At 63.2% G+C, this 26,959-nt stretch carries 25 protein-coding genes; 12 read left to right on the top strand and 13 right to left on the bottom strand.

The genetic code is table 11. The annotated features are described in order from the left end of the window. Positions 1 to 44 precede the first annotated feature (44 nt). From SPH52_RS15810 to SPH52_RS15835, 6 genes are all read left to right on the top strand, one after another. Entirely contained in the window at positions 45 to 1,520 is a 1,476-nt protein-coding gene (locus SPH52_RS15810; RefSeq protein ID WP_411796001.1) for an NAD-dependent succinate-semialdehyde dehydrogenase, read from the top strand. Positions 1,521 to 1,553: 33 nt separating this feature from the next. Beyond that, positions 1,554 to 2,375, top strand: a complete 822-nt coding sequence (hpaI, locus tag SPH52_RS15815) for a 4-hydroxy-2-oxoheptanedioate aldolase (RefSeq protein WP_411796002.1) — start codon at positions 1,554 to 1,556, stop codon at positions 2,373 to 2,375. An 87-nt stretch (positions 2,376 to 2,462) separates the two neighbouring features. Next, a complete protein-coding gene (locus SPH52_RS15820) occupies positions 2,463 to 3,413 on the top strand; it encodes a tripartite tricarboxylate transporter substrate binding protein (protein WP_411796003.1) in 951 nt (316 codons plus the stop codon). Between the two features lie 58 nt (positions 3,414 to 3,471). After that, a complete protein-coding gene (locus SPH52_RS15825; RefSeq protein ID WP_411796004.1) occupies positions 3,472 to 3,948 on the top strand; it encodes a tripartite tricarboxylate transporter TctB family protein in 477 nt (158 codons plus the stop codon). A gap of 15 nt (positions 3,949 to 3,963) precedes the next feature. Then, on the top strand, positions 3,964 to 5,466 hold the full coding sequence (locus tag SPH52_RS15830) for a tripartite tricarboxylate transporter permease (RefSeq protein ID WP_411796005.1): 1,503 nt from the start codon (positions 3,964 to 3,966) through the stop codon (positions 5,464 to 5,466). A 181-nt stretch (positions 5,467 to 5,647) separates the two neighbouring features. Next, entirely contained in the window at positions 5,648 to 6,415 is a 768-nt protein-coding gene (locus SPH52_RS15835) for a MauE/DoxX family redox-associated membrane protein (protein WP_411796006.1), read from the top strand. A gap of 13 nt (positions 6,416 to 6,428) precedes the next feature. Here SPH52_RS15835 and SPH52_RS15840 read toward each other — a convergent pair whose 3' ends face one another. The 3 genes from SPH52_RS15840 to SPH52_RS15850 all read right to left on the bottom strand — a co-directional run bounded on the left by SPH52_RS15840 (position 6,429) and on the right by SPH52_RS15850 (position 9,185). Continuing rightward, positions 6,429 to 7,634 (bottom strand): diguanylate cyclase, encoded by a 1,206-nt coding sequence (locus SPH52_RS15840; RefSeq protein WP_411796007.1) that lies wholly within the window; start codon positions 7,632 to 7,634, stop codon positions 6,429 to 6,431. 85 nt (positions 7,635 to 7,719) lie between these two features. Further along, on the bottom strand, positions 7,720 to 8,289 hold the full coding sequence (locus SPH52_RS15845; protein WP_411796008.1) for a gamma-glutamylcyclotransferase: 570 nt from the start codon (positions 8,287 to 8,289) through the stop codon (positions 7,720 to 7,722). After that, positions 8,286 to 9,185 carry a DMT family transporter gene (locus tag SPH52_RS15850; protein ID WP_411796009.1) on the bottom strand — a complete coding sequence of 300 codons (900 nt, stop codon included), beginning with the start codon at positions 9,183 to 9,185 and terminating at the stop codon, positions 8,286 to 8,288. Before SPH52_RS15850 ends, SPH52_RS15845 begins: the two co-directional genes overlap by 4 nt. A gap of 197 nt (positions 9,186 to 9,382) precedes the next feature. Between SPH52_RS15850 and SPH52_RS15855 the strand changes: the two genes are divergently transcribed. Continuing rightward, positions 9,383 to 9,805, top strand: coding sequence for a hypothetical protein (locus SPH52_RS15855; protein WP_411796010.1), 423 nt, complete (start codon positions 9,383 to 9,385; stop codon positions 9,803 to 9,805). A 71-nt stretch (positions 9,806 to 9,876) separates the two neighbouring features. On the opposite strand, the gene SPH52_RS15860 is transcribed toward SPH52_RS15855, so the two are convergent. From SPH52_RS15860 to betC, 4 genes are all read right to left on the bottom strand, one after another. Further along, positions 9,877 to 10,143, bottom strand: coding sequence for a DksA/TraR family C4-type zinc finger protein (locus SPH52_RS15860; RefSeq protein ID WP_411796011.1), 267 nt, complete (start codon positions 10,141 to 10,143; stop codon positions 9,877 to 9,879). 160 nt (positions 10,144 to 10,303) lie between these two features. Next, a complete protein-coding gene (gene betT, locus SPH52_RS15865) occupies positions 10,304 to 12,358 on the bottom strand; it encodes a choline BCCT transporter BetT (RefSeq protein ID WP_411796012.1) in 2,055 nt (684 codons plus the stop codon). A 13-nt stretch (positions 12,359 to 12,371) separates the two neighbouring features. Then, positions 12,372 to 14,039, bottom strand: coding sequence for a SulP family inorganic anion transporter (locus SPH52_RS15870; RefSeq protein ID WP_411796013.1), 1,668 nt, complete (start codon positions 14,037 to 14,039; stop codon positions 12,372 to 12,374). Positions 14,040 to 14,041: 2 nt separating this feature from the next. After that, complete coding sequence (gene betC / locus SPH52_RS15875; RefSeq protein ID WP_411796014.1) at positions 14,042 to 15,568, bottom strand: choline-sulfatase; 1,527 nt, start codon at positions 15,566 to 15,568, stop codon at positions 14,042 to 14,044. 153 nt (positions 15,569 to 15,721) lie between these two features. On the opposite strand from betC, the gene SPH52_RS15880 reads away from it, so the two are divergent. After that, entirely contained in the window at positions 15,722 to 16,618 is an 897-nt protein-coding gene (locus SPH52_RS15880; RefSeq protein WP_411796015.1) for a choline sulfate utilization transcriptional regulator, read from the top strand. 53 nt (positions 16,619 to 16,671) lie between these two features. On the opposite strand, the gene SPH52_RS15885 is transcribed toward SPH52_RS15880, so the two are convergent. Further along, entirely contained in the window at positions 16,672 to 16,923 is a 252-nt protein-coding gene (locus SPH52_RS15885; protein ID WP_411796016.1) for a hypothetical protein, read from the bottom strand. A gap of 331 nt (positions 16,924 to 17,254) precedes the next feature. On the opposite strand from SPH52_RS15885, the gene SPH52_RS15890 reads away from it, so the two are divergent. Beyond that, positions 17,255 to 18,859, top strand: coding sequence for a BCCT family transporter (locus tag SPH52_RS15890; protein ID WP_411796017.1), 1,605 nt, complete (start codon positions 17,255 to 17,257; stop codon positions 18,857 to 18,859). Positions 18,860 to 18,943: 84 nt separating this feature from the next. On the opposite strand, the gene SPH52_RS15895 is transcribed toward SPH52_RS15890, so the two are convergent. From SPH52_RS15895 to glcD, 4 genes are all read right to left on the bottom strand, one after another. Next, the gene (locus SPH52_RS15895) at positions 18,944 to 19,345 is read right to left on the bottom strand and encodes a GlcG/HbpS family heme-binding protein (RefSeq protein ID WP_411796018.1); all 402 of its coding nucleotides are present in this window, start codon (positions 19,343 to 19,345) and stop codon (positions 18,944 to 18,946) included. A gap of 165 nt (positions 19,346 to 19,510) precedes the next feature. After that, positions 19,511 to 20,761, bottom strand: a complete 1,251-nt coding sequence (glcF, locus tag SPH52_RS15900) for a glycolate oxidase subunit GlcF (protein ID WP_411796019.1) — start codon at positions 20,759 to 20,761, stop codon at positions 19,511 to 19,513. A 19-nt stretch (positions 20,762 to 20,780) separates the two neighbouring features. Then, positions 20,781 to 21,872, bottom strand: coding sequence for a glycolate oxidase subunit GlcE (gene glcE, locus SPH52_RS15905; RefSeq protein WP_411796020.1), 1,092 nt, complete (start codon positions 21,870 to 21,872; stop codon positions 20,781 to 20,783). A gap of 2 nt (positions 21,873 to 21,874) precedes the next feature. Further along, on the bottom strand, positions 21,875 to 23,380 hold the full coding sequence (gene glcD, locus SPH52_RS15910; protein ID WP_411796021.1) for a glycolate oxidase subunit GlcD: 1,506 nt from the start codon (positions 23,378 to 23,380) through the stop codon (positions 21,875 to 21,877). A gap of 203 nt (positions 23,381 to 23,583) precedes the next feature. On the opposite strand from glcD, the gene glcC reads away from it, so the two are divergent. Further along, positions 23,584 to 24,360 (top strand): transcriptional regulator GlcC, encoded by a 777-nt coding sequence (gene glcC / locus SPH52_RS15915; protein ID WP_411796022.1) that lies wholly within the window; start codon positions 23,584 to 23,586, stop codon positions 24,358 to 24,360. 54 nt (positions 24,361 to 24,414) lie between these two features. On the opposite strand, the gene SPH52_RS15920 is transcribed toward glcC, so the two are convergent. Further along, positions 24,415 to 25,098, bottom strand: a complete 684-nt coding sequence (locus SPH52_RS15920) for a GntR family transcriptional regulator (RefSeq protein ID WP_411796023.1) — start codon at positions 25,096 to 25,098, stop codon at positions 24,415 to 24,417. 209 nt (positions 25,099 to 25,307) lie between these two features. On the opposite strand from SPH52_RS15920, the gene SPH52_RS15925 reads away from it, so the two are divergent. Together SPH52_RS15925 and SPH52_RS15930 are read left to right on the top strand one after the other, a co-directional pair. Then, complete coding sequence (locus tag SPH52_RS15925) at positions 25,308 to 25,769, top strand: GlcG/HbpS family heme-binding protein (RefSeq protein ID WP_411796024.1); 462 nt, start codon at positions 25,308 to 25,310, stop codon at positions 25,767 to 25,769. A 192-nt stretch (positions 25,770 to 25,961) separates the two neighbouring features. Then, the gene (locus SPH52_RS15930) at positions 25,962 to 26,939 is read left to right on the top strand and encodes a TRAP transporter substrate-binding protein (protein WP_411796025.1); all 978 of its coding nucleotides are present in this window, start codon (positions 25,962 to 25,964) and stop codon (positions 26,937 to 26,939) included. The last annotated feature ends 20 nt before the right edge of the window (positions 26,940 to 26,959 follow it).

A 26,959-nucleotide genomic window follows, 5' to 3' on the forward strand; every position in this document is an offset into this window, starting at 1 on the left:
CGTCGGCCTAGAAAACGTTAGCCAACAGAGAGGAGTGCGTAAGCATGACCCTGACGCTGGAACGTGGTGACCTGATCCAGTCCCGTAACCATATCGCCGGGCACTGGTGCGATGCCGCAGATGGAGCCACGTTGACGGTATCCAACCCGGCCGATATGCAGCCCATCGCCGAGGTGCCCGACAGTGGCGCCGAAGAGGCACGAGCAGCGGCCGATGCCGCCCACCACGCCTTTGCCGACTGGCGCACGACGCCGGCCAAACGGCGTGGCGAGCTGCTCAAGCGCTGGCACGCCCTGGTGATGGCCCATCAGCAGGATCTGGGGCGGCTCATATCACTGGAGCAGGGCAAGCCCCTCGCCGAAGGCCGGGGTGAAGTGGGCTATGCAGCCAGCTATATCGAGTGGTTTGCCGAGGAGGCGCCACGCATTGCCGGGGAGGTGATCGCGCCGCCGGTCGCCGGGCGACGCATGCTGGCCGTCAAGGAGCCGGTGGGCGTGGTGGCGGTGATCACGCCCTGGAATTTCCCGGCGGCGATGATCGCGCGCAAGATCGCGCCGGCCCTGGCGGCAGGCTGCACGGTGGTGGCCAAGCCCGCCGAGGATACGCCACTGACCTCGCTGGCACTGGTGCGCCTGGCCGAGGAGGCGGGTATTCCTCCTGGCGTGATCAATATCGTCTGCGCCTCGCGTGAGCGGACACCCGAGGTGGTCGACGCCTGGCTCAAGGATGCCCGGGTACGAAAGATCAGCTTCACCGGCTCCACTCCGGTGGGCAAGCATCTGGCCCGGGCGTCGGCCGATACACTCAAGAAGCTTTCCCTGGAGCTGGGCGGCAACGCCCCCTTCATCGTCTTCGAGGATGCCGATCTCGACGCCGCCGTGGAGGGCCTGATGGCCGCCAAGTTCCGCAACGGCGGCCAGACCTGCGTCTGCCCCAATCGCGTCTACGTGCAAGATGCGGTCTTCGATGCCTTCGCTGACAAGCTGGCCGCGCGGGTTGCCGCCTTGCAGGTGGGGCCGGCCAGCGACCTGGCAAGCCAGATCGGACCGATGATCAATGCTCGAGCCGTCGACAAGATCCTGGCGCATATCGACGATGCCGTGACCCGGGGCGCAAGGCTGCTGGTGGGGGGCGAGCGGGTGCGGCCCGACCTGGGGCCGAACTATGTGGCGCCGACGCTACTTGCCGACGTCTCACCCGACGCGCAGCTGTGCCATGAGGAAACCTTTGGCCCGGTGGTGCCGCTGCTGCGCTTCGCCACGGAAGAGCAAGCGGTGGCGGCCGCCAATGCCACCCCGTTCGGGCTCGCCAGCTACTTCTACTCGGAGAACGTAAGTCGCATCCATCGCGTTGCCGATGGGCTGGAGGCCGGTATCGTCGGCATCAACGAGGGTGCCGTGGCGTCCGAGGCGGCGCCCTTCGGTGGCATCAAGGAGTCGGGCTATGGACGTGAAGGCTCGGTCCATGGCCTCGACGACTATCAGCACATCAAGTACCTCTGCCAGGGCAATCTGCGCTGAGTCGGGGCCAATAGAACAACGATAGGAGCCGCCATGAACGCATCCAGCCACACCGGTCTAGTAGCGGGCAATCCGTTCAAGCAGGCCCTGGCCCAGGGCAGGCCCCAGGTCGGGCTATGGCTATCGATGGGCGATGCCTACAGTGCCGAGCTCTGCGCCACGGCGGGTTTCGATTGGCTGCTGATCGACAACGAACACGCTCCCAATGACGTACGCAGCACGCTTGCCCAACTGCAGGCCGTGGCACCCTATGGCGGCCATCCCGTGGTGCGCGCGCTGCAGGGCGAGGTCGCGTCGATCAAGCAACTGCTCGATATCGGTGCCCAGACCCTGCTGATACCGATGGTCGATACCCCGCAGCAGGCTGCCGCCATGGTCGCCGCGACGCGCTATCCCCCCGAGGGCATTCGCGGCGTCGGTGCCGGGGTCGCAAGGGTGTCACGCTGGAATGGCCGTCCTGACTACGTGCAGCACGCCAATCAGGAGGTCTGCCTGCTTGTGCAGGCCGAGACGACCATCGCACTCGACAATCTCGAGGCGATCTGCGCGGTGGAGGGCGTGAATGGTGTCTTCATCGGCCCGGCAGACCTGGCGGCCTCGATGGGGCATCTCGGCAATCCCAGCCATCCCGAGGTAAAGGCGGCCATCGAGACAGCGATTCGCACCATCGTGTCCTGTGGCAAGGCCGCCGGCACCTTGACCAGTGACGTTGGCCAGGCACGACGCTTCCTCGAGCTTGGTGCGACGTTCGTGGCAGTAGGGCTGGACGTCACGCTATTAGCTCAGGCGGTGCGCCAACGTGCTGCGGATTTCGGACTGAATCGCGGCATGGAACCGTCAGTTGGGCCGTACTGAACCATTCGCCCAAGGTAGTCTGGCCGGCTCCAGACGGCCATTGATTGATTGCATCAATGATTAAAACAACGCACAGGAGCACACGTCATGTTTCACAAGACCGCTAGATTCTCCATTTTCCTCGGTGGCCTGCTGGCTGCAAGTGTCGCAGCTGCGGACTACCCCATCAAGACCATCACCATGGTGATCCCCTACGGAGCCGGTGGGGGAACCGACGTGCTGGCGCGAACGCTGCAACCCGCCTTGGAGGAAGCCCTGGGACAAACCATCGTGGTCTCCAACGTGCCGGGTGGCGGTGGCATTCTCGGTTTCACCCAGGTGGCCAATGCCAGGCCTGACGGCTACACGGTAACCATCCCCAATAACGTGATCTTTGCCACCGAGGGAATGGGCAATGCCACCTACACCTATTCGGACTTCGATTACCTCGGCAACGTCATGACCGAGGACTACGTTGTGGCGATTCGCGCCGACGGCCCCTGGGAGAGCTGGGAAGCGCTGGTCGAGGACATGCAGGCCAACCCAGGCACGGTGAGCTTCGGCTTCTCCGGTGCTGGTGGTTCGACGCACGTGGCGAGTGAGATCCTGGCCGATATGGTGGGCTACCGAGCTCGTCAGATCCCCCATGATGGCTCCTCGGATGCGGTGGCTGCCGCCATGGGCGGACACATCGATGCACTGATGCTCAATCTGGCCGACCTCGCCTCCGGCTTGCGCTCGGGCAGGCTCATACCGCTGATCAGCCTCGGCACCGAGCGCCTAGCTGAGTATCCGGATGTTCCCACTCTCAGCGAACTCGGTCACGACCTGAACTTGACCAACTGGCGGGGTATTGCGGCACCGGCTGGCATAGACGAAGAGGTCAAGGCCGCCTGGGCCGCGGCCCTGGAAGCGGCGACTAGCGATCCCAAGGTGCAGGAGGCGATCGCCAACCAGGGGGCCGAGGTGGATTACATGCCGCCAGGAGAGGAGCTGGATGCGCGCATGGCGGAGCTGGCGGAGTCCTTCATCCGCACCGCACAGCGGCTCAAGCAATAATGACAATGGCCGGCCCCTCTCAGGGGGCCGGGCTCGATGACAACAAGCGGAGCCCGCCATGACGCGAGTGACCGAAAAGCAGATATTCTACCTCTTGCTGATCCTGGGGGCCGGCTACTTCCTCCACCTGGCGAGTACCATCCCGACGATGATGCGAGTGGTCGGCGACCCGGGGCCAGGATTCCTGCCTTTTTGGGTCAGTGCCATCATCATGCTGCTGGTGGGCTACCTGCTGGTCGTGGAAACCCTGATCAAGCGGGAACCCGATGGTGGTGTTCGGCTCGAGCACCATGAAGCCGTCACGTTATTGGTGACGCTGGTGGCGATCGTGCTCTATCTGGTCATGCTGTCGCTCGCCGGTTTCTTCGTGAGCACCTTGGTCTTCCTGTTCGTCTTTCGCCTGATCGTCAATAGGTTCCTCAACGACGCCTGGCCGACACCACGAACGCTGCTGGCCTCCGGGCTATTCGCGCTGGTCTCGACCAGCGCCATCTATCTGGTGTTTTCCGTACTTTTCGGACTGTCCATGCCCTGAGGGAGGGAATCGGTCATGTTTTCCCATTTTGCCGAGGCAGCGACGCTGTTCACCAACGGCTACATCTTCCTGGCGATCGCCGCCGGTACGGTGCTCGGCCTGATTTTCGGCTCGCTACCGGGGCTGACCGCCACCATGGGAATCGCCCTGCTGCTGCCCCTGACTTTCGGCATGGAGCCCGTCACCGGCATGGGCATGCTGCTGGGCGTCTATTGCGGTGCCATCTCCGGCGGCTCGATTCCCGCCGCCCTGCTCAATATCCCCGGCACTCCATCCTCGGTGGCCACCACCTTGGATGCCTTCCCCATGGCGCGCAACGGCGAGCCGGGACGCGCACTGGGGCTGTGCATCGTTGCCTCCATGATCGGTGGCATGATCAGCGTGCTGATCTTCGCTTTCATGTCGCCACTGATCGCAGAGACAGCGTTACGTTTCAGTGCCATCGAGTATGCGACGCTGGGCCTGTTCGGTCTCACAATCATCGCTTCGGTGTCCGACAAGTCATTGATCAAGGGCATCGTGGCAGGCCTGATCGGGGTGCTGATATCGCTGATTGGCATCGACTCGCTGACCGGCGTGGTGCGCTTGACCGCCGGCATTCCCGCTCTGATAGGTGGGGTCGATTTCATGGCGGCGCTGATCGGCCTTTTTGCGCTGTCGCAGATCATTACCGATACCACCACGTCGCGTTCCGATCAGGCGAGCGAAGGGCGAGTGCGTGTCAACAACGCCTACCCGCGCTTCCGCGAGACCTTCCGGCGCTGGAAGATATGGTCGAGCAGTTCGCTGATCGGTTCGCTGGTCGGGGCGATTCCCGGTGCCGGTGGCAGCATCGCCTCCTTTTTGGCCTACGACCAGGCCAAGCGGATTTCGCGCACGCCTGAGAAGTTCGGCAAGGGGCACGATGAAGGCATCATCTCCTGCGAATCGGCCAACAACGGCATGACCGGCGGCGCCCTGATTCCGATGATGACGCTGGGGATTCCTGGTGACGCCTCGGCGGCGATCCTGATGGGCGGGCTCTTGATCCATGGGCTGCAACCGGGGCCCATGCTGTTCGATGAACAGGCCAATATCGCCTACGGCATCATCATCGCCTTTCTGGTCGCCAACGTCTTCATGTTCAGCTTCCAGTCGGTGGGCATCAAGCTCTTCGTCAGGGTGCTGCAGATACCGCGTACTTACCTGCTGCCGTTTATCATGGTGATGTGCATTCTTGGTGCTTACGGCATTACTGGCAGCCTGACCTCGGCCTGGATACTGCTGTTCTTCGGCATATTCGGCTACTTCCTCAATCGCCACGGCTTCAGCGCCGCCCCGGTGGTGCTGGGAATGATCCTGGGCTACATGGTCGAGTCCAACTTCCGGCGCGGCATGACCATGCACGACGGCGATTGGAGCGTCTTCTTTACCCGCCCGATCAGCCTGACCTTCGTTCTGCTCTCTGTGCTGGCTATTGCGCTGCCGTTGTATCGCCATCACCGGAGCAGAAGAGCACGCAAGTATGCCAACTCATGATTGCCGCTCTCTGCTTTCCTAGCGACGAACACGATAAATATCTCACTAATTGTCCGACGGCCGGTGGCTGTCGGACACGACGTGCCAGCGCCATTTCGTGCAGTCGTTCCTCAGGGCGGGATTCGATGACGCCTTCGATTGACTACCCTTGGGGTGGATGCACGACCCGAGGAGAGATGTCATGGCTCAAGGACAGACGACGGGGAAGGGCAAGCAGGCCCAGCTCTACCGTATGGTCATGGAGGGGCACCTGTGCCCCTTCGGCCTCAAGAGCAAGGACCTGCTGAAACGCAAGGGTTTCGAGGTGGAGGATCACCACCTGACCACGCGGGATGAGACGGAGGAATTCAAGCAGACGCATGACGTCGATACGACGCCCCAGGCCTTCATCGACGGCCGTCGCATTGGCGGCTACGACGAGCTGCGCGAGTATTTCGGCAAGGACTCGCCGGGCGAGGACGAAACCACCTACCAGCCGGTGATCGCACTGTTCGCCACGGCGCTACTGATGGGGCTTGCCGTAAGCTGGACCGCGACTGGTTCCTTGCTGAGCGCTAGGATGCCGGAGTACTTCGTGGCCATTGCCATGACCCTGCTGGGATTGCAGAAGCTCAAGGACGTGGAGAGCTTCAGCACGATGTTCCTCAACTACGATCTGCTGGCTCAGCGTCAGGTGTGCTACGGCTACGTCTACCCCTACGCCGAGACGCTGGCGGGCATCCTGATGCTGGCCGGTGCCCTGGTCTGGCTGGCTGCGCCGGTGGCGCTGTTCATCGGTACGGTGGGTGCCGTCTCGGTGTTCAAGGCAGTTTATATCGACAAGCGCGAACTCAAGTGCGCCTGCGTCGGCGGGGACAGCAAGGTACCGCTGGGTTTCGTCTCGTTGACCGAGAACCTGATCATGATCGGCATGGGCGTCTGGATGCCGCTGCGCATGTACCTGCTGTAGCGCTCCGGTGAACCTAAGCTGGCAGCGGTCCGTCCTGCAGTGGCGCCAACACGCTGCGGTTGCGCCCCGCGCGCTTGGCCTGGAAGAGCGCCGCGTCGGCGATAGAGAGCAGTATGGCGGGTTCCATCGACTGGTGAGGTCGCAGGGCGGCCGCGCCGACGCTTACGGTGATCACTCCCGGGCCTGCCTGGGGTATGGCGAGTGCCTCGATGCCCTGCCGGATGCGTTGGGCGGCGCGCATCGTCGAGGAAGCCGAGGCATTCGGCAGCAGCACGACGAACTCCTCACCGCCATAGCGCACCACCAGATCGACTTCCTGCCGAATATGGTTCTGCATCTCCTGGGCGACTTGGCGCAGGCAGGCGTCTCCCTGCAGGTGACCGTAATGGTCGTTGTAATCCTTGAAGTGGTCGATATCGATGACCAGCATGCCAAGCACGGTGTTCTCGGCGAGTGCCTCGTCCCAGCGCTGTTCCAGCATGGTATCGAAATGGCGTCGGTTAGCCACGCCGGTCAGTGGGTCGGTAATGGAAATCTTGGTCAGGGCCTGGTTGTCATGAAATGCAGCATTGGCCCTGAGCTGCTCGCGTAGCAACAGCAGGTAGGCTTGGCGCTCGCTGGCTTCCAGGCGGAAGTTGGCTACCAGCGTGAAGACGGCGCTCGAGGAAAAGACAACCAACGTATTGATTTTTACTGCATTGTCAGTGTAGTCGTAGGGCATGACGAAAGCCGCCATGATGATTCCACAGAGCAGCGAAGAGGCGAGGGCGAAGCCGAAGCGCAGTGAAAAGAGGATGTTGCCCACCACCAGAATCAGGCCGAACGAGAAGGTATCGAGAAACGAATAAAGGGAATCGGACAGGTAGAAGATCAGGCTGGAACACAACATTCCCAAGACCAGGGTGGCGGACATCGCCGCCTCCCGCATGGCCGGTGACAGGCCGTGGCGCACCCAAAAGAGCGCCGCGATACCTACGGGAGTCATCAGGCCGAAGCGGATCCAGGCAGCGGTCTGCATCGACTCTGGACGAATGACGTAGTCGTTGAAAATGTAGAGGTCGTAGATGACCAGCGCCACGATGCCGGCGATCAGCAGGTGACGAGTGCGCCGCGCGGAGGTATCGGCCTCGAAGCGTGCCTCCACGGCGGTGCTGAAGCGCAGACGATACCAAGGCCTCTTCAGGTCCGACTCAACGGCTTGCAGCAAGGTCTCTTTCACAGTCGGCCCCTTACGTAACTGGCACCTTTTTTGGTTGCGGTGCTCTGAAAGGGATATCGGCAGAAAGAAGCCTAACTTTACTTTTTCATGTCTCTTTTATGCTTCTTACCCGCGCCGCCAGGGCGGACACGTGTTCATCCTGTGCACCGAGGTTCTCCAGCGCTTCAGCAAGGTGAAGCAGGTAGTCTCGATTGGCACCACTGGGGCCATGCGCGGTGGCGATCTGCCGGGCCATGGTGTCGAGCGGGGCGTCGCCGAGGAAAGCGGCGTTGTCTTCTGTCGCGAGATAGATCAGTCCCTCGGCGTGGCTGCCGTCGTGGAAGTGCAGCATCACTTTTTCGCGCAGATAGCCGTTTTTCTCGCGCACGTCCAGAGGGGCCAAGGTGTCGGCGTCGATGCGGTAGGCCATGCCTTGACAGACGGAATCGGGCGACTCGACCAGGGTGGCCACGCGGCCCGGTGCCTGCGGCGTGCCGCGATGATCGTGCGACCCCTGCCAGAACCGCCTGGCCCAGCCTTCGATATGGGCGGGGCGGCGCTCGTAGAAGGGAAACTCCGCCTTCCAGATCAATGAGCCATAGCCGAACAGCCACAGTGTCTGGCCGGCGTCGAAGAAGACTCTCTCGCGGTTTAGCTGCGTGGTGTCCAGCGTCATGACGGGTTGGGACTCTTGCGTACCAGAGGCTGGGTCAAGGTCTGGGCCATGACGACGCCAGCCAGCACCAGCGCGCCGCCCAGCAGGTGGAACGCCGCGATGCGTTCGCCAAGGAAGGCCATGGCGATCAGGGCGCTGAACAGCGGCATCAGGTTGATGAAGATACTGGCCTGGCTGGCGCCGATCTGGCGGATGGCGCGCATCCACAGGAAGGTCGTGATGATCGAAGCGGGGATGCCGGCATACAGGATCAGCCATACGTTGTGGCTGTCGATGGGCGTCATGGGACCCATCAGATAGGGCGGTAGCAGGAACAGCACGGCGAACACCACCTGGGCGTAGAGCAGCACCCAAGGGGGGAGGTCCAGCGGCCAGCGCTTGAGCATGACGCCGTAGAGCGCGTAGCAGGTTGCCGCGACGACCATCAGCAGGTCACCGAGCGCGACCTGCAACTCCAGCAACGAAAGCGGGTCGCCGCGGCCTAGCAGCACCAGCACGCCGAACAGGGCGACCAGGCCGCCCACGGTACCGCCAAGACTAGGCGCCTCGCGCAGGATCAGCGCGCTGAGCAGCACCGTCAGCAGCGGCACCATGGCGGCGAGAATGCCCATGTTGGTGGCTGAGGTGGTCTCGGCGGCCACGTAGGCAAGCCCTTGCCACAGCCCCATGCCGAGCAGGCCCAGAATGGCAAGCTTGGGCCACTCGCGGCGGATCGCGTGGCGGTGATGCCAGGCGGCCGGCAGAAGAAAGGGCGTGAGCACCGCCAAGGCCAGCACCCAGCGCAGAAAGGCGATGCTGCTGGGCGCGATGGCGCCCACGGTCAGCTGGTTGGTGGTCATGTTGCCCGACCAGATCAGCACGGCACCCAGCGGGGGCAGGAAATAGAGCAACGGCATGGCGGTCTCTCGAACGGGTTTGGCCCCGCTGCGCCGGGGCTCATGAAAGGCCACATGATATCGGGCTGGAAGAGTGGTGCAAATCATGAGGAGGCTAACGTACCCGGCTTCAGCATGCAGCCGACTGGAATCCGCCAGCGGTGGTCTACCCTGATAGGTGCGAAATCTAACGAATAACGCTAGCACCGAGGTGAACCATGGAGCTACGACACTACGGATGGATGGCACTGTGTGCCGCACTGGGCCTGGTCGGCTGTGGCAATGAGGCACAGGCACAGGATGACCCCGCGCTCGAGGATGCCGTTGCCTATGCAGGTCGCTGGGCGACCGAGCCGGCGCTGTGTGGGCAAGACGGGGAGGAGGATCGTGCCATTACCATTGGCCCTTCTCACTTCGAAGGGACCGAGGCTTCCTGCGACATGGAGGTCACGGAGGAGGGGGAGAATGCTTGGATGGCCCAGCTCGATTGCCCACCCGATGACATGGCCACTGACGAGCGAATGCATCTATCCCTCGAAGAGGAGAGCGAAGGGGGTGAGGGCGAAGTGCTGACGCTGACCTACCTCGACCGTGAGGACCACGAAGTCACGCTGATGCGCTGTCCCGGACCGGGAGAGTGAGCCGGAGACGAGCCCCACCGCGGTGGGGCTCGTCATTCAGTGAAATACCAAGGTGTGCGGGAGGGCGACGATCAGCGCAGTTGACTGTCTTTGCTGCCGCGTCGGTTGTAGCCGCTGTAGACCGTACGCTGCTTGTCACGCTCGCTTTGGCAGGCGATACACAGGCGTACGCCGGGCATGGCCTCGCGGCGTGCCTGGGGAATAGGTTCGTCGCACTCCGCGCAGTGCGTCAGGCTCTCGCCCCGGGGAAGTTCGCTGCGCGCTCGCTGCAACGCATCTTCTATGGTGCTGTCGATCTGCTCTTGTACCGCTCCGTCTCGCGACCAGCCACCTGCCATGCCTGCCTCCTTCGGCACTTCGCATGCCGACTCTTTTATCAGTTTGGAGTATCTGGCGGGACCTTGCCAACCGGTGGGCCTTGTAAACCGGCGGACCTGGTAATAAGACGAGCCCCACCTTGGTGGGGCTCGTCCTGTCAGGCGATACCGAACGGATCGTCTAGGGCGCGGGTTCGGCCTGTGGAACGAGATCCCCTTCAGTGGGCTGATTGGGAATGGTCTCCAGATACCCTTGCTCGCTGGCGTGGGCCAGGAAGCGCAGGTGGTGCTGGTACTCATTGAGCACGTCGTGCACGACCTGGATGCGCGTATAGCCGTTGAGGTCCTGGCCCAGGCCGCCCTCGGCGAGATGAACGTCGAGGCGCAGGTAGTAGTCGTCATCGGCGGGCAGGAAACTCGGTGGCTGCATGCGCTGTGGACGTATGCCGTAGATGAAGCTGGGAGCGCCTTCGAAATCGACCTGCAGAGTGGGGCAGAGTAACTGCGTGCCCTCCATCTGCTGTTCGCTGACGCTGGCCCGCTGGCCGCGCCGGGTCAGTTCCTCGGCCAGTTCCATCAGTGCCGGACGAATGGCGTGGCGCAGTGTGGCCTCGGCGCCGTTCTGCGTGGTGGCGTCCAGGGTGCGGTCGAGGCGCTCGCGCCAATCGCCCGTGTCGAGGCCGCTGGCGGTCACTTGATGGCGAACATCGGCCTTGCCGGTCTCGACCTTCAATGAGCGGTACATGCCGATCATGGTCAGGAAGATGATCGCCGAGAACGGCAGGGCGGTGATCACCACTGCGCTTTGCAGGGTGCGAAGTCCGCCGGCCATGAGCAGTGCCACGGTGATCAGGCCGATGATAGCCGACCAGAAGATGCGCAGCCGAGCGGGAGCGTCGTGGTTCACATCGCGCAGCACGTAGGTGAAGTTGGACAGCACCAAGGCGCCTGAATCCGCCGAAGTGACGAAGAAGACGATGCTCAGCACCAGCACGACGGTAGCGGTGATGCCGACCAAAGGCAGTTGCTCGAGGAAGGTGTAGATGGTGGCCGGCGGCCTGTTCAGGGCTTGCTCGCCGAGTACCACCAGGCCCTGATCGACCATGTCGATACCGCTGTTGCCGAACACGGACATCATGATCATCACAAAGATCAGTGGAATGAACAGGGCGCCGGCAACGAATTCGCGAATGGTACGTCCGCGCGAGATACGGGCCAGGAACAGGCCGACGAAGGGTGCCCAGGCGATCCACCAGCCCCAGAAGAATACCGTCCAGCCGCTGAACCAGCCCTGTGCCTCGGGCGAGTAGGCATAGGTATCGAAGCTCTTGCCGGTAAGCGCAACCAGGTAGTCGCCAGTGTTCAAGACAAGCATGTTGAGCAGCCCGAGGGTGTCGCCCTGAAGCAGCACGAACAGCACGAGGCCGGCGACCAGCAGCAAATTGAGCTCCGATAGCCGGCGGATGCCACGCTTGACGCCACTCACCACCGACAGGGTGGCCAGGGTGACCACCAGCAGGATCAGCATGATCTGGGCGGGGAGTCCCTCCGGTATGCCGAACAGGTAGGTCAGTCCGTAGTTCATCTGCATTACGCCGATGCCCAGCGCGGTGGCGATGCCGAACACGGTGGCCAGCACGGCGGTGATATCCACGGCGTTGCCAATGGGGCCGTAGATGCGCTTGCCCAGCAGCGGGTAGAGCGTGGAACGAATCGCAAGCGGCAGCCGGTGGCGATAGCTGAAATAGGCCAGGGCCATGCCCATCAGCACGTACAGCCCCCAGCCCGAGATGCCCCAGTGCATGAAGGTCTGCACGATGGCGCGGCGCTGGGCTTCGGCGGTGCTACCTTCGCCAAGCGGCGGATTGAGATAGTGGGTCAGCGGCTCGGAGACCACGAAGAACAGGATGGCGCCGCCAAGCCCGGCGGCGAACAGCATGGCCGACCACGACAGCAGCGAGAATTCGGGGCGCGAATGATCGGGGCCCAGGCGGATCTTGCCGAATCGCGAGAAGCCGACCGCCACCACGAAGACCAGATAGGCGACTACCGCCAGCATGTAGTACCAGCCGAAGGTGTTACCGATCCAGTCCAGCCCGGCATTGAAGAATGCCGTGGCGTGTTCGGTGAAGGCAATGGCATAGATCAGGAAAATCACGATGCCGGCCACCGAGCCGTGGAAGACGGCCGGATTGAGTCGATTGCTCGGCTCGTTGTCGGGGTGTGGGAGTGTCATGGGGGTGTGCCTCTCAAGTTATTATTGCCCTTGGCTTGTTGTGATTCGGATTGTTGTCGTTGTCGTTGTCGTTATCGACGAGGCCGGCTCGTTGCAAGCGAGCCATGACGTCGGGTTTGGTCCAGGCCAGGTACAGCTTCCCGCCCCGTGCATGGCAAAGGCGCGCCTGGCGCTGGAGAAGGTGGATGCCGCTCAGGTCGATGAAGTTGATTCCTGCCGCGAGAATCACCAGGTTCGGTCGGTCGCAGCGCTCGAGTCGCCGTGCGACCGACTCGCAGGCACCGAAGAACAGCGATCCGTCGATCCTGACGACGTTGCAGCTCGGCTCCTCCACCGCCTGCTGGATTGTTGGGGTGGCCTGTGTCAGCTTGCCTTCCACCACTGGCGGGCGGGTGGTGCGACGCAGGTAGAGAGTCAACGAGGCCAGTACGCCGAAGTAGATGGCGAATTCGAGTGCCAACAACAGGGTGCTGAGGAAGGTGACCAGCAGCACGGCCATTTCGGAGCGGCTGGTGGTCAGGGCCTCGCGAATGCTGTGCCAGTCGATCAGCCTGACGGCGACCAGCAGTAGCAGGCCTGCCATGGCCGGCATCGGCACGTGATGCAGCAGCGGTGCCGACACCAGCATGATCGGTATGAGGAACAGCGCTGACAGCACCGCTGCCAATGGCGAGCAGGCCCCGGCGCTGGCGTTGAGTCCCGAACGGGTGAACGACCCCGACGAGACATAGCTGGAGAAGAAGGCCCCGCCGATGTTGGATAGCCCCTGGCCGATGAACTCCTGATTGCCGTTCAGTCGTTCGCCCGTACGTACCGCCATTGCCCGGGCAATCGCTGTGGCTTCGACCAGGCCCAGTAGCCCGAGGGCAATGGCGCCGGGCGTCAGCAGGCGCAACGTGTCGAACGAGAGGCTCGGCATGGAGAGCGGTGGCAGGCCGGCTGGGACTTCGGCAATGCGCGGTATTTCGGCATGCCCAGGGTCGAGCCATGCAGCCAGTAGCGAGGCGACCAGCAGCGCCAACAGCATGCCTGGCCAGCGGGGCAGCCAGCGTCGAAACGCCAAGCAGGCGGCAAGCGTGAAGCCGGCGATCAACACCGCATCTGGGCGGATGTCTCCGAGTCGTTCCAGCAAGCGTGGCCAGAGAGCGAGAAAGCCGCTGTTCTCCAGTGCGCTCAGCCCCAGCGCATAAGGCAACTGGCTGGTAGCGATGATCAGGGCGGCACCGGCAGTAAAGCCCGTGACCACCGAATGCGAGACGAGATCGACCAGTACGCCCAGGCGTGCCAGCCCGAGCAAGAGCTGGAAGACACCGGCAAGAAAGGTCAGCGTCAGTACAAGGACGATGAACTCGCTGCTGCCCGCTTCGGCGAAGGGCCGAAGGGTGGCAAACAGCGCGATCGACAGCGCAGCGGTCGGCCCGCTGACCATTTGCTGCGAGGCACCGAACAGTGCCGCCAGGATGGCCGGAGCGATGGCGGTGTAGAGGCCATATTCCGGGGGCAGCCCGGCCAGCAAGGCGTAAGCCACCCCCTGGGGCACGACCAACACCGCACCGGTCAAGCCGGCAGTGGCGTCGGCACGCAGCGAACGCGCGGTCTGCTGCGGCAGCCAGCCGAGAAACGGCAACCAGCGTAGTCGCCTGGCCGGTTGCCGGTGCATGTCGGTCGGCGACGTCATCATGGCTATTCGACGGAGGCCGCCGGGAAGCGCGCGCGCCGCTCGAGGTCGTCCAGGTCGATGTTGTTGCGCATGTACTGGGTACTGGCATCGAACATCGGCTGGTGATCCCAGCATGTGATCTTGCCTTTCATTAGCGCACGCGAGACCAGCTTGCGGCGCCGCTGGCTGGCAATCACCTCGTCTTGCAACCGCGCATAGTCCCAGCGGCGTGCGACCTCGTCGCGGAACTGCTTGCACAGGTCCAGGTGCGCGGGCTCCTCGGCCAGGTTGTTGAGTTCTAGCGGGTCGGCTTCGAGGTCGAACAGTTGGTCCGGGTCAGGCGCGCTGTGGACGAACTTGTAGCGACCACGGCGGATCATCAGCAGCGGTGCGATGGCACCTTCGCCGAGGTATTCGCCGATCGCCTCGTCGTGCCCGCCGCTTCCGGTCAGGTGCGGCAGCAGGCTGCGACCGTTAATGGGCACGGCGTATTCAGGCGCGGCGCCGTCATTGGCGAGTTCGGCAAAGGTCGGCAGCAGGTCCATGGTCGACACCGACTCGCGCACACGGCCCGGGGTGAAGCGGCCGGGGGCATGGACGATCATCGGTACGCGGGCGGAGTCCTCGAACCAGCTCATCTTGTACCAGAGGCCGCGCTCGCCGAGCATGTCGCCGTGGTCGCCGGAGAACACGATGATGGTGTCTTCGTCGAGACCGGTCTCTTTCAAGGCCTTCAGCACCGCGCCGATCTGGTCGTCGACGTAGCTGAGCGCCCCGTAGTAGGCGTGGCGCGCGCTGCGGATCTGCTCGTCGTTGATGGTGTTCTCATCGAGCTGGTAGACATGACGCAGGCGCTTGGAGTGCGGATCCATCAGCACGCGCGAGTAGGGTACGCGGGGCATGTCGATGGCATCGTGGTCGTAGCGGTCCCAGTACTCCTGCGGAATGGTGTAGGGGTCATGGGGGTGGGTCAGCGACACGGTCAGGCAGAAGGGCCGTTGCTCTCCACTGCGAACATGGTCATAGAGGAAGCGCTTGGCGCGGAAGGTGACTTCGTCGTCGAAATCGAGCTGGTTGGAGCGCACGCAGGGGCCAGCCTGAATCACCGACGACATGTTGTGGTAGTAGCTCGGCCGGGTCTCGAAGTTCTCCCAATCCACGAACCAGCCATAGTCGGCCGGGTAGATGTCGGTGGTCAGGCGCTCCTCGAAGCCATGCAACTGGTCCGGGCCGCAGAAGTGCATCTTGCCCGACAGCGCGGTGGCGTAGCCGGCATCGCGCAGGTAGTGGGCGAAGGTCGGGATGTCGGCGGCGAATTCGGCGGCATTGTCGTAGCCACCGATGCGCGAAGGCAACTGACCGGCCATCAGCGTAAAGCGTGATGGTGCACACAGCGGGCTATTGCAGTAGGCCGAGTCGAAGACCACGCCCTCGGCGGCCAGGCGCGACAGGTTGGGTGTCTTGACCAGCGGGTGGCCGTAAATGGGCAGCGCTGATGCCTTCATCTGATCGGCCATCAGGAACAGGATATTGGGTTGCTTGCGGGTCATGGGGCCTCTCTTTGTCGCTGCGCACTGGAATGCATACTCGAGCCAACCGTGGCTGGCTCTTGCAGCAGTCTCTCTGCTAATCTCAAGGCCTGTAAACTCGCTAATTTTTTATGGGAGGCATTAGTACATCTAATGTCATGGATGGCTAGGTCGGTGTCGCCCAACAGCCTGCGCGTGTTCGAGGCGGCAGCCCGGCACCTGAGCTTCACCGCCGCCGCACGGGAGCTGCGCTCGACCCAATCGGCCGTCAGCCAGCAGGTTCGCGCCCTTGAAGAACAGCTCGGCCTGCTACTGTTCGAGCGCATCTACCGCGGCGTGAAGCTGACCGAGGCGGGGCATGCGCTGTTCGTCAGCGTGCAGGAGGGCTTTGCGACCATCGATCGCACCATCGAACGCCTGCAGCACAAGCATCGTCATCCGCATGTGAACATCCTGACCGACTTCTCATTCGCGGCTTATTGGCTGATGCCGCGGTTGCCAGACTTTCGAGAGCGTCATCCCCATGTCGACGTGCGCATCGTCACCAACCAGGGCGTGCTCGATTGGCGTGCCCAGGAGGTCGACGTGGCGATCGTGTTCTGCGACGAGCACGTGCTCGCCAGTGGCGTTCCACTGCTGTTCCGTGAAGATGTCTTCCCCGTCTGCAGCCCAGGCTTTCTGCAGCAGTACGGGCCGATCTCGGATCTCGAGGCGCTCAGCAGGGCACCGCTACTGACACTGACCGCCGAGCAGGGGCAGCGTTGGCTGGATTGGCCGAGCTACTTCGCGCAACTTGGTGGTATGGCCCATCTCGAATCGTCGGAGTTGACGTTCAACAACTACACCCTGCTGATCCAGGCGGCGATTGCAGGGCAGGGGATCGGGATGGGTTGGCATGGCCTGGTCGACGAGTTGCTGAAGGGCGGCATGCTGGTGGGGTTGCGCGACCTGCGCCTGCGCTCGGCGCGCGGCTATGGATTGGTCGATGCGCGGCCGGATTCTCCCGGCGAGGCAAAGCGGGCGCTGCAAGAGTGGGTGCTGGAATGCGCCGCTCAGGCGCAAGAGGCCTGAGAAGGCCTGGCAGGAAGAGATGCCGGGCGCAGCGAGCACGCCCGGCATAGGTGTTAAACGCCGAGAATCTCCTTGGCCTGGTTCAGAGCTTCTTCGGACTGTTGGTGGTCGCCGTCGTTGTGGTATTGCTCGCCCTGTTCGCGTAGTTCGCGTACCTGAGCGAGTTCGTCCTCGCTGAGCTGGGAAACCTTTTCCTCGTCCTCCAGCGCCTGGTCGATTTCCCCCATGAGCATTGGGCAACTGTTGGCCCAGGCGGGCGAAATGAAGGCCATCAGCACTAGTGCGGCAAACAGCTTCTTGATCATTGTGGGTTCCTCCCATTGGGCGCAGCCCCGTCGACTCCTCCCCGGACTGGCCGTGAATGCCTATTGTCGGGTGCCTCGTCGCGCTCCAGTTGTCATGCTCCAACAGCCGAGCGGCGGTCTGGCGCTGTCAAGTATAGATGGCCGCTGCCCTTCGCACAGAAACGACTACGCCTACGCCGCACTACGTGCGCCGACGGATGCCATTGGTAAGAACGGCCTGTCTGTTATACCCTTTCTAAGAAAAATTATAATTAATTCTTGATATTACAATCAGAGGGAACGTCCCATGAGGACCCCGAGTGATCCGGCTTCGCTTCCCGCGACGAGCGATATGCAAACGGACTACACCGTTGGTCAGGACAATATCGAGGGGCGGCTGGGACCTATCGGCTTCGATATCCACAATCGAGTCTTCGCCGTATCGGCACTGGCTTCGGTCGTGTTCATCATCCTCACCCTGCTGTTTCCGGAGCGAGCGGGAAGCATCTTCCAATCCATCGTCGGCTTTGCTACCGGGACGCTGGACTGGTATTTCATGCTGGTGGTGGACTTCTTCATCCTGTTCTGTGTCGCGCTCGTCGTCCTACCCTATGGCTCGGTGAGGTTGGGTGGTCCCGATGCCAGGCCGGATTACGGTTACCTTTCATGGTTTGCCATGCTATTCGCCGCCGGTATCGGCATCGGGTTGCTGTTCTTCGGCGTGCTGGAACCGGTCTATCACGCCAACGTTTCCCTGCCACTGGGCGTAACATCCCCTTTCGGGGCCGGCGGTGAGCTGAATCCGGCGGCCATTCCCGAAGCGACGGCCCTGGGGCTTGCCGGCACCTACCTCCACTGGGGCATTCATGGCTGGGCCGTGTATGTGGTGATGGCGCTGGCGCTGGCCATCTTTACCTACAACAAGGGGCTGCCGTTCTCCATCCGCTCGGCGTTTTTCCCCATCCTGGGTGAACGGGTATGGGGCTGGTGGGGTCACGTGATCGACATTTTGGCGGTGTTTTCCACCCTGTTTGGCCTGGCCACCTCACTCGGGCTCGGTGCGCAGCAGGCCAACGCGGGGATGAATTTCGTCTTCGGGCTGGAAGTCAGCACCACCGCTCAGGTGATCATCATCCTGCTGGTGACGGCGGTGGCGCTGGTGTCGGTCTGGCGCGGGCTCGAGGGCGGGGTGAAGAAGCTCTCCGAATTCAACATGATCATGGCCGTGCTGTTCTTCTTCTTCGTACTATTCGCCGGTCCGACGCTGGTGGCCCTGAGCGGCTTCTGGACGGGGCTTGTGACCTACGTGGCGGATTTCATCCCGCTATCGGCTCCCTTCGGCCGTGACGACGATGCCTATCGCCAGGACTGGACGATCTTCTACTGGGCCTGGTGGATCAGTTGGGCACCGTTCGTTGGCATGTTCATCGCTCGGGTATCGCGAGGGCGCACGGTGCGAGAGTTCGTGCTCTGCGTATTGTTGATTCCCAGCCTGTTCATCTTCATCTGGATGGGTGTCTTCGGCAGCGTTGCTCTCGATCAGCTCTACGCCGCCCCCGACACCAGCCTGGTCAGGGAGTACGTGATCGACAACTACAGACCGGAGCTGTCGCTGTTCGGCATGCTCAACGAGCTGCCGTTGACGGGCCTGATGTCGACCATTGGCATCGTGCTGGCGCTGATCTTCTTCGTCACCTCGTCGGACTCCGGTTCGCTGGTGATTGATACCATCACCGCCGGCGGCAAGATCGATGCACCCAGGCCTCAGCGCATGTTCTGGGCCGTGGTGGAGGGACTGGTCGCCATCGTGCTGCTGATCGGCGGTGGCTTGGCGGCGCTTCAGGCCGGGGTGACGGCGACGGCGATTCCGTTCTCCATCGTGATGCTGCTGATGTGCTACACCATCATCAAGGCGCTCAACGGTGAGCTGCGACAGCTCCGCTCCAGGAGGGTTTGATCCGTTCGCAACGGCGTCGTAAATAAAGGCCGGCCGCGGCGACTGCTGTTGCAGCGCATTGCGGCCGGCCTTGTGCGTTTCACCTCAAACGACGGCGGCGATACCGGCCTTGGCGATCTGCACGTCCTGGTCGGGCTTGACGCCCGATACGCCGACGGTACCCGCGACCTCACCATCGACCAGCAGCGGTACGCCGCCGGTGAGCAGGCCCGCGAGTGGGGCGGAGAGGAAGGCGTTGCGCCCGCCGTTGATCATCTCCTCGAAGACCTGGGTCTCCTTGCGGCCAAGGGCGGCACTGCGCGCTTTCTGCGTGGCCACGTCCGGCGTCATCGGTGCGGCCCCGTCGAGGCGACGCAGGCCGAGCAGGTGGCCGCCGTCGTCGGCCACGGCGATGGTCACCGCCCAGCCGTTGGTTTCCGCTTCTTTCTGGGCCGCGTCGAGGATGGCGTTGACGTCGGTCAGGGTGAGTACGGGTTTGGTCTTCATGGGGCTCTCCTTGAGTCGCAATGTTGTCGGTGATGAGCTTCCCGGCGACAAAGCCACGCGAGGGCGCTGTGAACCCGTCCCTGGGCGCTACTTTTGCCATCCATGGCAAAAGACCCTCGCTTTGGCTTGTCCCCGGCGCTCATCTGCTGCGTTGCTGAATACTCTCTAAGCGTTGCCCGCCGAGGGGGGCAACGCTTCGTCGACAACCTCTATCCAATGCCTGACCGGCGTGCGCCCCGCGCCGTTGAGGTGCGTCTGGCAGCCGATGTTGGCGGTCACAATGGTTTCCGGGTTGCCGGCCTCCAGGGCGTTGAGTTTGTTGTCGCGCAGCTGCGTGGCCAGCTCCGGCTGGGTGATCGAGTAGGTGCCCGCCGAACCGCAGCAGAGATGGGCGTCCTGGACCGGCGTCAGGGTAAAACCGAGCTTGACCAGCACTCCTTCCACTGCGCCGCCGAGTCTCTGCGCGTGCTGCAGAGTGCAGGGGCAGTGGAAGGCGAGGCGGCGGCCCTCGTTGACCTCGAGGCTCGCCAGCTCCTCGTCGCGCAATACCTCGACGAGATCCTTGGCCAGCTCGCTCACGCGCTTGGCCTTCTCGGCGTAGGCGGGATCGCCCTTGAGGATGTCGCGGTACTCCTTGACGAAGGCGCCGCAGCCGCTGGCCGTTTGCACGATCGCCTCACAGCCGGCCTCGATATGCGGCCACCAGGCGTCGATGTTGGCTCGTGCCCGGGCGCGGCCGTCGTCCTGGGCGTTGAGATGGAAGTCGACGGCGCCGCAGCAGCCGGCTTCGCTGACCGGCGTGAGGCCGATGCCCAGGCGGTCGAGCACCCGCGCCGTGGCGGCATTGGTATTGGGTGAGAGCCCCGGCTGCACGCAGCCCTCGAGGATCAGCATCTGCCGCGCGTGGCGCTTGTGGTCGGGGCGCGTGCCGGCATCCACCGGCTTGGGCGGCAGCTTGTCCTTGAGCTTGCCCGGCACCAGCGGGCGGAAGGTCTGGCCCAGCTTGAGCAGCGCCTGGAAGCGCTTCGGCTCCACCAGGGCCTTGCGCAGGGCGTAGCGCTGGGCGCGCTCAGCGGTGCTGCGCGGCACCCGGCGCTCGATCTCGGCGCGGCCGATGTCGAGCAGCTTATGGTACTCCACGCCGGAAGGGCAGGTGGTCTCGCAGTTGCGACAGGTCAGGCAGCGATCCAGGTGCAGGCGGGTCTGCTCGGTGACGTTCTCGCTGTCATCCGGGTTCTCGAGCATCTGCTTCATCAGGTAGATGCGCCCGCGCGGCCCGTCGCGCTCGTCACCCAGCAGCTGGTAGGTGGGGCAGGTGGCGTTGCAGAAGCCGCAGTGCACGCAGCTGCGCAGGACGCGGTCGGCCTCCTGGATGTGCGGCTGCTTGAGGGCTTCCTCGGTGAAATGCGTCTGCATGTCGAAAATCCTGTGCGTCTCAGAGCGCCGCGTAGAGCCGGCCGGGATTGAAGATGCCCTTGGGGTCGAGCTGAGCCTTGAGGTTGCGGTGATACTTCATCAGCACCTCGGGCAGCGGCGTGAAAGGCTCGATCGCGGTCGGGCGAGGCCCGTAGCAGGTGGCATGGCCCCCAGCGGCCTGGCAGGCCTGTCGCACGGTGTCGGCATCGAGATCGGCGCGCAGCCAGCGCTGTGCGCCGGCCCAGTCATGAACCATCAGCCGCTCGTCGATGCCTGGCAGTTCCAGTGGCGGAACGCGGTGGGGCAGCGAGAGCCGCCACAGCGGTTCTTTTCCGGCAGTAAAGAACTCCAGGCGCTGGTCGCGCAGGGCGTTCCAGAAGTCGTTGTCCAGGTCGTCGCCACCAATGCGTGCGCGGGTGGCGGCCACCGAGCTCGGCCCGCCCTCCAGGCGCAGGTGCAGGGCCCCGTCGAGCCAGGCGGCGGCGCTGATCGGCAGTGGCTCGCGCCCCCACTCGGCCAGGCGCAGGCGAGCCTCGTCGAGAGAGAGTTCCAGATGCAGGCTTTGGGTGGCGCCGGGAATCGGCAGCACCTTGAACGAGACCTCGGTAATCAGCCCCAGGCCGCCCTGGGCGCCCACCATCAGCCGCGACAGGTCGTAGCCGGCGACGTTCTTCATCACCTCGCCGCCGAAGCGCTGCTCGATGCCTTCGTGATTGATCACCCGAGTGCCGAGCACGAAGTCTCTCACGCTGCCTGCCCAAGGGCGGCGTGGGCCGGAGAGACCGGTAGCGACCATGCCGCCCACGGTGCTGACCATGCCATAGCGCGGCGGTTCGAAGGGCAGCATCTGGCCATGCTCGGCCAGGGCCGCCTCGAGCTCGGCCAAGGGCGTGCCGGCGCGTACCGAGACCACAAGCTCCACCGGGTCGTAGAACGCAATGCCGCAGTGCTCGCGAGTGGAGAGTTCGCTGCCCTCCACCTCGCGACCATAGAAGTAACGCGTGTCGCCGCCGACGATACGTAGCGGCGTGCCGTCGGCGCTGGCCTGACGGATGCGTTCGGCCAGGACTGCACTGGCGTCGTGGTCTTGGGGAGTCGTTGCGTTTGCCATGGTCACTCCTGCCCACCCTGCTGCGTGCTAACGCCAGTATTCGCTGCCGCGCTCTTGATGGTGCGGAACTCCGAGCAGCGCGCCGGGGTGGGAATGTTCTTGCCCGGGTTGAGCAGGTCGCTAGGGTCGAAGGCGGCCTTGGCGGCGCGGAAGGTGGCCAGCTCGTCGGGGCGGAACTGGGCGCACATCTGATTGATCTTCTCGCGCCCCACGCCGTGCTCGCCGGTGATGGTGCCGCCTACCCGGACGCACAGCTCGAGGATCTCGCCACCCAGCGCCTCGGCCACGGCCAGCTCGCCTTCGCGGTTGGCATCGAACAGGATCAGTGGGTGCATGTTACCGTCTCCGGCGTGGAAGACGTTGGCCACCTTCAGGCCGTAGCGCTCGGAGAGGTCGCTGATGCCCTTGAGTACCCGTGCCAGCTCGCGCCGCGGGATGGTGCCGTCCATGCAGTAGTAGTCAGGCGACATGCGGCCCACTGCGGGGAAGGCGTTCTTGCGCCCAGCCCAGAATCGGGCGCGTTCGGCGTCGTCGCGGGCCTGGCGGATGCCGGTGGCGCCGGCCTTCTCCAGCACCTGGCGCACGGTCTCGCAGTCGTCGTCGACGTCGGCCTCGACGCCGTCGAGTTCGCACAGCAGGATCGCCTCGGCATCGACCGGGTAGCCGGCACCGATGAAGTCCTCGGCGGCGATGATGGCAAGCTTGTCCATCATCTCCAGGCCGCCGGGGATGATGCCGGCCTCGATGATGGCGCCCACGGCATTTCCCGCTTTCTCCACGTCGTCGAAGCTGGCCATCAGCACCTTGGCCACCTCGGGCTTGGGCAGCAGCTTGACGGTGATTTCTGTGACCACCCCGAGCATACCCTCGGAGCCGTTGAACAGCGCCAGCAGGTCGAAGCCGGGGGCGTCCAGCGCGTCGCTGCCCAGCGTCATGCGCTCGCCCTCGATGGTGAGAATCTCGATCTTGATCACGTTGTGCACGGTGAGGCCGTATTTCAGGCAGTGCACGCCGCCGGCATTCTCCGCCACGTTGCCGCCGATGGAGCAGGCGATCTGCGACGAGGGGTCCGGCGCGTAGTAGAGGCCATAGGGCGAGGCCGCTTCGGAGATGGCCAGGTTGCGTACGCCGGGCTCGACCCGAGCGATGCGCGCTTCGGGGTCGATCTCCAGGATGCGCGAGAAGCGCGACATCACCAGGAGAACCCCATGCGTGAGCGGTAGCGCGCCGGCCGAGAGGCCTGTGCCGGCACCGCGGGTGACTACCGGCACGCCGAGGCGATGGCACTCCACCAGCAGGCGCTGCACCTGGTCGAGGGAGTCGGGTAGTGCAACCAGCAGCGGCAGGGTGCGGTAGACGGAGAGGCCGTCACACTCGAAGGGGCGCATGTCCTCCTCACGGTGCAGAAGCGTCATGCCCGGTATGGCCTGGGCCAGGCTATCGCGAATGGCGGCCCTGTCCAAAGTGGGGATCGGGCCGTCGAGTCGTTCATCGTAGAGGATGTTCATCAAGCGCCTCACTGCGAGTCTTGGCGGCTGGGTTATCCTTGTGCAGAGGCTCAATTTGCGCCCCGAGAGCCGTCCTGTCCAGTCTGCGGTCTACTGGTATTACCAGTTGTTTCTGGTTATCTTGGAAATAATTTTCATGATACACGATGGCAGGTTTGCCAGAGTCTTGCCAGGTCGATGTCACCAATTTTGTGGAGGCCTTCATGCCCGAGGAAAACGACCGCATCCTGCCTACGCGTACCCCCGATGCGGTGGCGGAACGCCTGGAACGGATGATTCTCGACGGCGTGTTTCGCCCCGGGCAGCTGCTGCCTTCGGAGCGGCGCCTGTGCGAGCGCCTCGGCGTGTCGCGCACCTCGCTGCGCGAAGGGCTGCGCGTGCTGCGCAGCAAGGGCATCATCGTCACTCGTCAGGGGCGGGGCTCGGTGGTGGCCGAACTGGTGGCCGGTCGCGACGACAGCCCGCTGATGCATCTCTTCCGCGACCACCCGCGCACCCTATACGACCTGCTGGAGGTGCGTTCGTTGCTGGAAGGGGAGTCGGCCCGGCTGGCGGCCGAGCGGGCCACGCCGGCGGATCGGGTGCTGATCCAGCGTCGCTACGAGGCGATGGCGGAGTACGTCGAGGCGGGTCAGGCGATAGACGTGGAGCGGCTGGCCCACCTCGACCACGCCTTTCACCTGGCGATCTGTCAGGCCTCGCACAACCCGGTGCTGGTGCATACGCTACAGTCGCTGACCGATCTGCTGCTCAGCTCCGTGTTCGCCTCGGTGAAGAACCTCTATCATCGTGAGAGGCCGCGAGCCATGATCAATCGTCAGCATGCGCGGCTCTATCGGGCCGTGATGGAGGGCAAGCCCCAGGCCGCCCGCCGCGCCGCACTCGACCATCTCTCGGGTATCGAGCAGCAACTGCGCGAGATCGAAGCCGAGGACCAGCGGCTGGAGCGCTCGGCCATGCGGCTGAGGGAGTGGGGGTGAGGAAAAGGTCTGCCTATAGAGCGCATCAGGCTTGGCAGCCGAACGAGGAGTCGGCTACGAGTTCGCTGCGCTGAGGCGTTCCTCGTCATCCAGCACGTCGGTGAGAGAAGCCACCTCGAGCTTGTTGCACAAGTGCTCCCTCAGGACGTGCCCTAGCCGCTTGCCGTCGCGTTTCTTGAGGGCCGCAATCATCTCCTCATGGTCCTGGACCGCCTGTTGCCAGAACGTCTCCGTCATTTTCTTCGAATAACGAACGCGCTTCACCCGCTGGCTTAGGTTGTTGTACATCTCCAGCAGCACATCGTTGTTCGAGGCGGCCAGAATACTTTCGTGAATCGCCTGATTCACACGGAAATATTCGGCCAGCTCGCGGTTGCGATAGTGCTCGAGCATACGTTCGTGCAGCACGCAGATCGCTTCGATTCCTTCATCACTGATGTGCTGGCAAGCAAGCTCACCTGAAAGACCCTCCAGAGCACTCATCAGGTCGTAGGTATCCTTAACCTGCTTCATGGTCAGCTGCTTCACCCTGGCGCCACGGTTCGGCAATAGCTCCACCAGACCCTCCGAGGCCAGCACCTTGAGGGCTTCGCGGAGAGGTGTGCGCGATACGCCGAAACTCTCGCACAGCTGTTTCTCCGAGATGCGTTCTCCTGGAGCGAGTTCGCCAAGCTCGATCAGGTCCCGGGTGCGGTCGGCAACTTCCCGATAAAGGGTGCGAGGCTGGATCTTGCTCATCATCGTGTTCCTTTTTGCGGTCGCTATGTTGGCCTTCCCTGCAGGGTGAACGCCGCTTTTGTTACCCGCCGTGGCTGCTATCCGCTATTCAAGCACAACGTCCTGTTGACGGGATAGTCTGATAAGAATTATGTATTCAAAATACATAATCCTGGCGCTGATACCAAGGCGCCGTCAACGCCGAGCGAGACGATGCTCAAGGAGTTTCCATGGCAGGCAAGGTTTTCCGCAGCAGTGTGCAACTCAGTCGCAAGCAGTCAAGGGGCGTACTGGATGGGGCCTTCCGCCATGCCCGCGATAGACATATGGAGCCGTTGACCGTTGTGGTGCTGGATGGCGGCGGGCATGTGATTGCCGCCGAGCGTGAGGATGGCTGTGCGCCATTGCGTTTCCCGGTGGCTCAGGGCAAGGCTTTTGCCGCACTCGGTAATGGGGCTGCCAGCGGGGTGGTGGGGAGCCGCAATGTGGAGCGTCCAGCCTTTCTTGCCAGCGTGGCAGCCGCTTCAGGCGGGAATTTCATTCCAGTCGCCGGTGGCGTCCTGATCCTCGATGGGGATGGCTGTGTCATTGGTGCCGTTGGTGTCAGCGGCGCGTCGTCCAGTGAAGATGAAAGCGCCGCCATTGCAGGCATCGAGGCGGCCGGTCTCACCTGGGGACTGGAGCCCGAATGATGCCGTATGAGGCGCAGCAAGCTTTCTTGACAGCTCGGCAAAAGCCGGACTAGGGTCAATGCAAGACGCATTTAGAATAATGAATTCATTTTTTTGATGCGTTTACATGGCAGCACTGATGAGACCCGGGCCAACGACAAACCGCGTCGATCCAAGCCGCCAAGCCAACACTACAACAAGAGGAAACACGCCATGCACCTGCTACGTCTCACGGCGGCTGCCGTTGCTGTCGTGCTCGTATCGGCCCCGACCCAGGCCCGAGAAATCACCTTTGGCCACGTCGGCGGGCCCGACTCGCTATTCTCCGACTCCGCCGATCACTTTGCCGAACTGGTCAATGAGCGGCTGCCTGAACCCTACGAGGTGGTGGTGTTCGGCTCCAGTCAGTTGGGTACCGATTCGGAGCTGCTGCAGCGAATGCGGCTCGGTACCGTCGATCTGGCGCTTCCTTCCACCATCATGTCCTCGGTGGCTGATGAGTTCGGTCTCTTCGAACTGCCATACCTGATTCAGGACCGCGAGCACATGAAGCGGGTCGAAGAAGAGGTTTTCTGGCCGCATTTGGCTCCCCTGGCGGAGCAGAATGGCTATCGCATCCTTGCCGTATGGGAAAATGGCTTCCGGCACATCACCAACAATCGGCGTGCCATCAACACTCCGGAAGATCTGCGTGGCATCAAATTGCGCGTGCCGCAGGGGGTCTGGCGCGTTCGGATGTTCGAGGAGTACGGCGCAGAACCCTCGCCGATGTCGCTCTCCGAGGTGTTCATGGCCTTGCAGACTGGCGTCATGGATGGTCAGGAGAATCCGCTGGCGCAGATCACCGGACAGCGTTTCCAGGAAGTGCAGAACTATCTCTCCCTTACCGGCCATGTCTACACGCCGGCTTACCTCACGGCAGGTCGTCGTTTCGATAACCTGCCCGAGGAAGTCCAGGAGATCATCATGGAGGCGGCCAAGGAAACCCAGGCGTTCGTCTATGAGCACGCCGCCCAGCTCGACGAGGATCTGATCGACGTGATCCGCCAGGCCAATACCGAGGTGAACGAGGTCGATACCTCGATCTTCATCGAGGCATCCGGGCCCATCTATGAGGCTTTTGCCAATGAGGTCCCTGGCTCACAGGAGCTGATCGACAGGGTGCTGGAGCTCGGTAACGGCTCCTTATAGTGCCTACCGCCAAAGCGTTA

It is taken from the genome of Halomonas sp. A29 (assembly GCF_046723295.1).
Classification (GTDB): Bacteria; Pseudomonadota; Gammaproteobacteria; order Pseudomonadales; family Halomonadaceae; genus Halomonas.

What these genes read in the sequence shown, in the direction of transcription:
- SPH52_RS15810 (WP_411796001.1), top strand. Translation starts at nt 45, where the DNA reads ATGACCCTGACGCTGGAACGTGGTGACCTGATCCAGTCCCGTAACCAT.
- hpaI (WP_411796002.1), top strand. Translation starts at nt 1,554, where the DNA reads ATGAACGCATCCAGCCACACCGGTCTAGTAGCGGGCAATCCGTTCAAG.
- SPH52_RS15820 (WP_411796003.1), top strand. Translation starts at nt 2,463, where the DNA reads ATGTTTCACAAGACCGCTAGATTCTCCATTTTCCTCGGTGGCCTGCTG.
- SPH52_RS15825 (WP_411796004.1), top strand. Translation starts at nt 3,472, where the DNA reads ATGACGCGAGTGACCGAAAAGCAGATATTCTACCTCTTGCTGATCCTG.
- SPH52_RS15830 (WP_411796005.1), top strand. Translation starts at nt 3,964, where the DNA reads ATGTTTTCCCATTTTGCCGAGGCAGCGACGCTGTTCACCAACGGCTAC.
- SPH52_RS15835 (WP_411796006.1), top strand. Translation starts at nt 5,648, where the DNA reads ATGGCTCAAGGACAGACGACGGGGAAGGGCAAGCAGGCCCAGCTCTAC.
- SPH52_RS15845 (WP_411796008.1), bottom strand. Translation starts at nt 8,289, where the DNA reads ATGACGCTGGACACCACGCAGCTAAACCGCGAGAGAGTCTTCTTCGAC.
- SPH52_RS15850 (WP_411796009.1), bottom strand. Translation starts at nt 9,185, where the DNA reads ATGCCGTTGCTCTATTTCCTGCCCCCGCTGGGTGCCGTGCTGATCTGG.
- SPH52_RS15855 (WP_411796010.1), top strand. Translation starts at nt 9,383, where the DNA reads ATGGAGCTACGACACTACGGATGGATGGCACTGTGTGCCGCACTGGGC.
- SPH52_RS15860 (WP_411796011.1), bottom strand. Translation starts at nt 10,143, where the DNA reads ATGGCAGGTGGCTGGTCGCGAGACGGAGCGGTACAAGAGCAGATCGAC.
- betT (WP_411796012.1), bottom strand. Translation starts at nt 12,358, where the DNA reads ATGACACTCCCACACCCCGACAACGAGCCGAGCAATCGACTCAATCCG.
- SPH52_RS15870 (WP_411796013.1), bottom strand. Translation starts at nt 14,039, where the DNA reads ATGATGACGTCGCCGACCGACATGCACCGGCAACCGGCCAGGCGACTA.
- betC (WP_411796014.1), bottom strand. Translation starts at nt 15,568, where the DNA reads ATGACCCGCAAGCAACCCAATATCCTGTTCCTGATGGCCGATCAGATG.
- SPH52_RS15885 (WP_411796016.1), bottom strand. Translation starts at nt 16,923, where the DNA reads ATGATCAAGAAGCTGTTTGCCGCACTAGTGCTGATGGCCTTCATTTCG.
- SPH52_RS15890 (WP_411796017.1), top strand. Translation starts at nt 17,255, where the DNA reads ATGCAAACGGACTACACCGTTGGTCAGGACAATATCGAGGGGCGGCTG.
- SPH52_RS15895 (WP_411796018.1), bottom strand. Translation starts at nt 19,345, where the DNA reads ATGAAGACCAAACCCGTACTCACCCTGACCGACGTCAACGCCATCCTC.
- glcF (WP_411796019.1), bottom strand. Translation starts at nt 20,761, where the DNA reads ATGCAGACGCATTTCACCGAGGAAGCCCTCAAGCAGCCGCACATCCAG.
- glcE (WP_411796020.1), bottom strand. Translation starts at nt 21,872, where the DNA reads ATGGCAAACGCAACGACTCCCCAAGACCACGACGCCAGTGCAGTCCTG.
- glcD (WP_411796021.1), bottom strand. Translation starts at nt 23,380, where the DNA reads ATGAACATCCTCTACGATGAACGACTCGACGGCCCGATCCCCACTTTG.
- glcC (WP_411796022.1), top strand. Translation starts at nt 23,584, where the DNA reads ATGCCCGAGGAAAACGACCGCATCCTGCCTACGCGTACCCCCGATGCG.
- SPH52_RS15920 (WP_411796023.1), bottom strand. Translation starts at nt 25,098, where the DNA reads ATGAGCAAGATCCAGCCTCGCACCCTTTATCGGGAAGTTGCCGACCGC.
- SPH52_RS15925 (WP_411796024.1), top strand. Translation starts at nt 25,308, where the DNA reads ATGGCAGGCAAGGTTTTCCGCAGCAGTGTGCAACTCAGTCGCAAGCAG.
- SPH52_RS15930 (WP_411796025.1), top strand. Translation starts at nt 25,962, where the DNA reads ATGCACCTGCTACGTCTCACGGCGGCTGCCGTTGCTGTCGTGCTCGTA.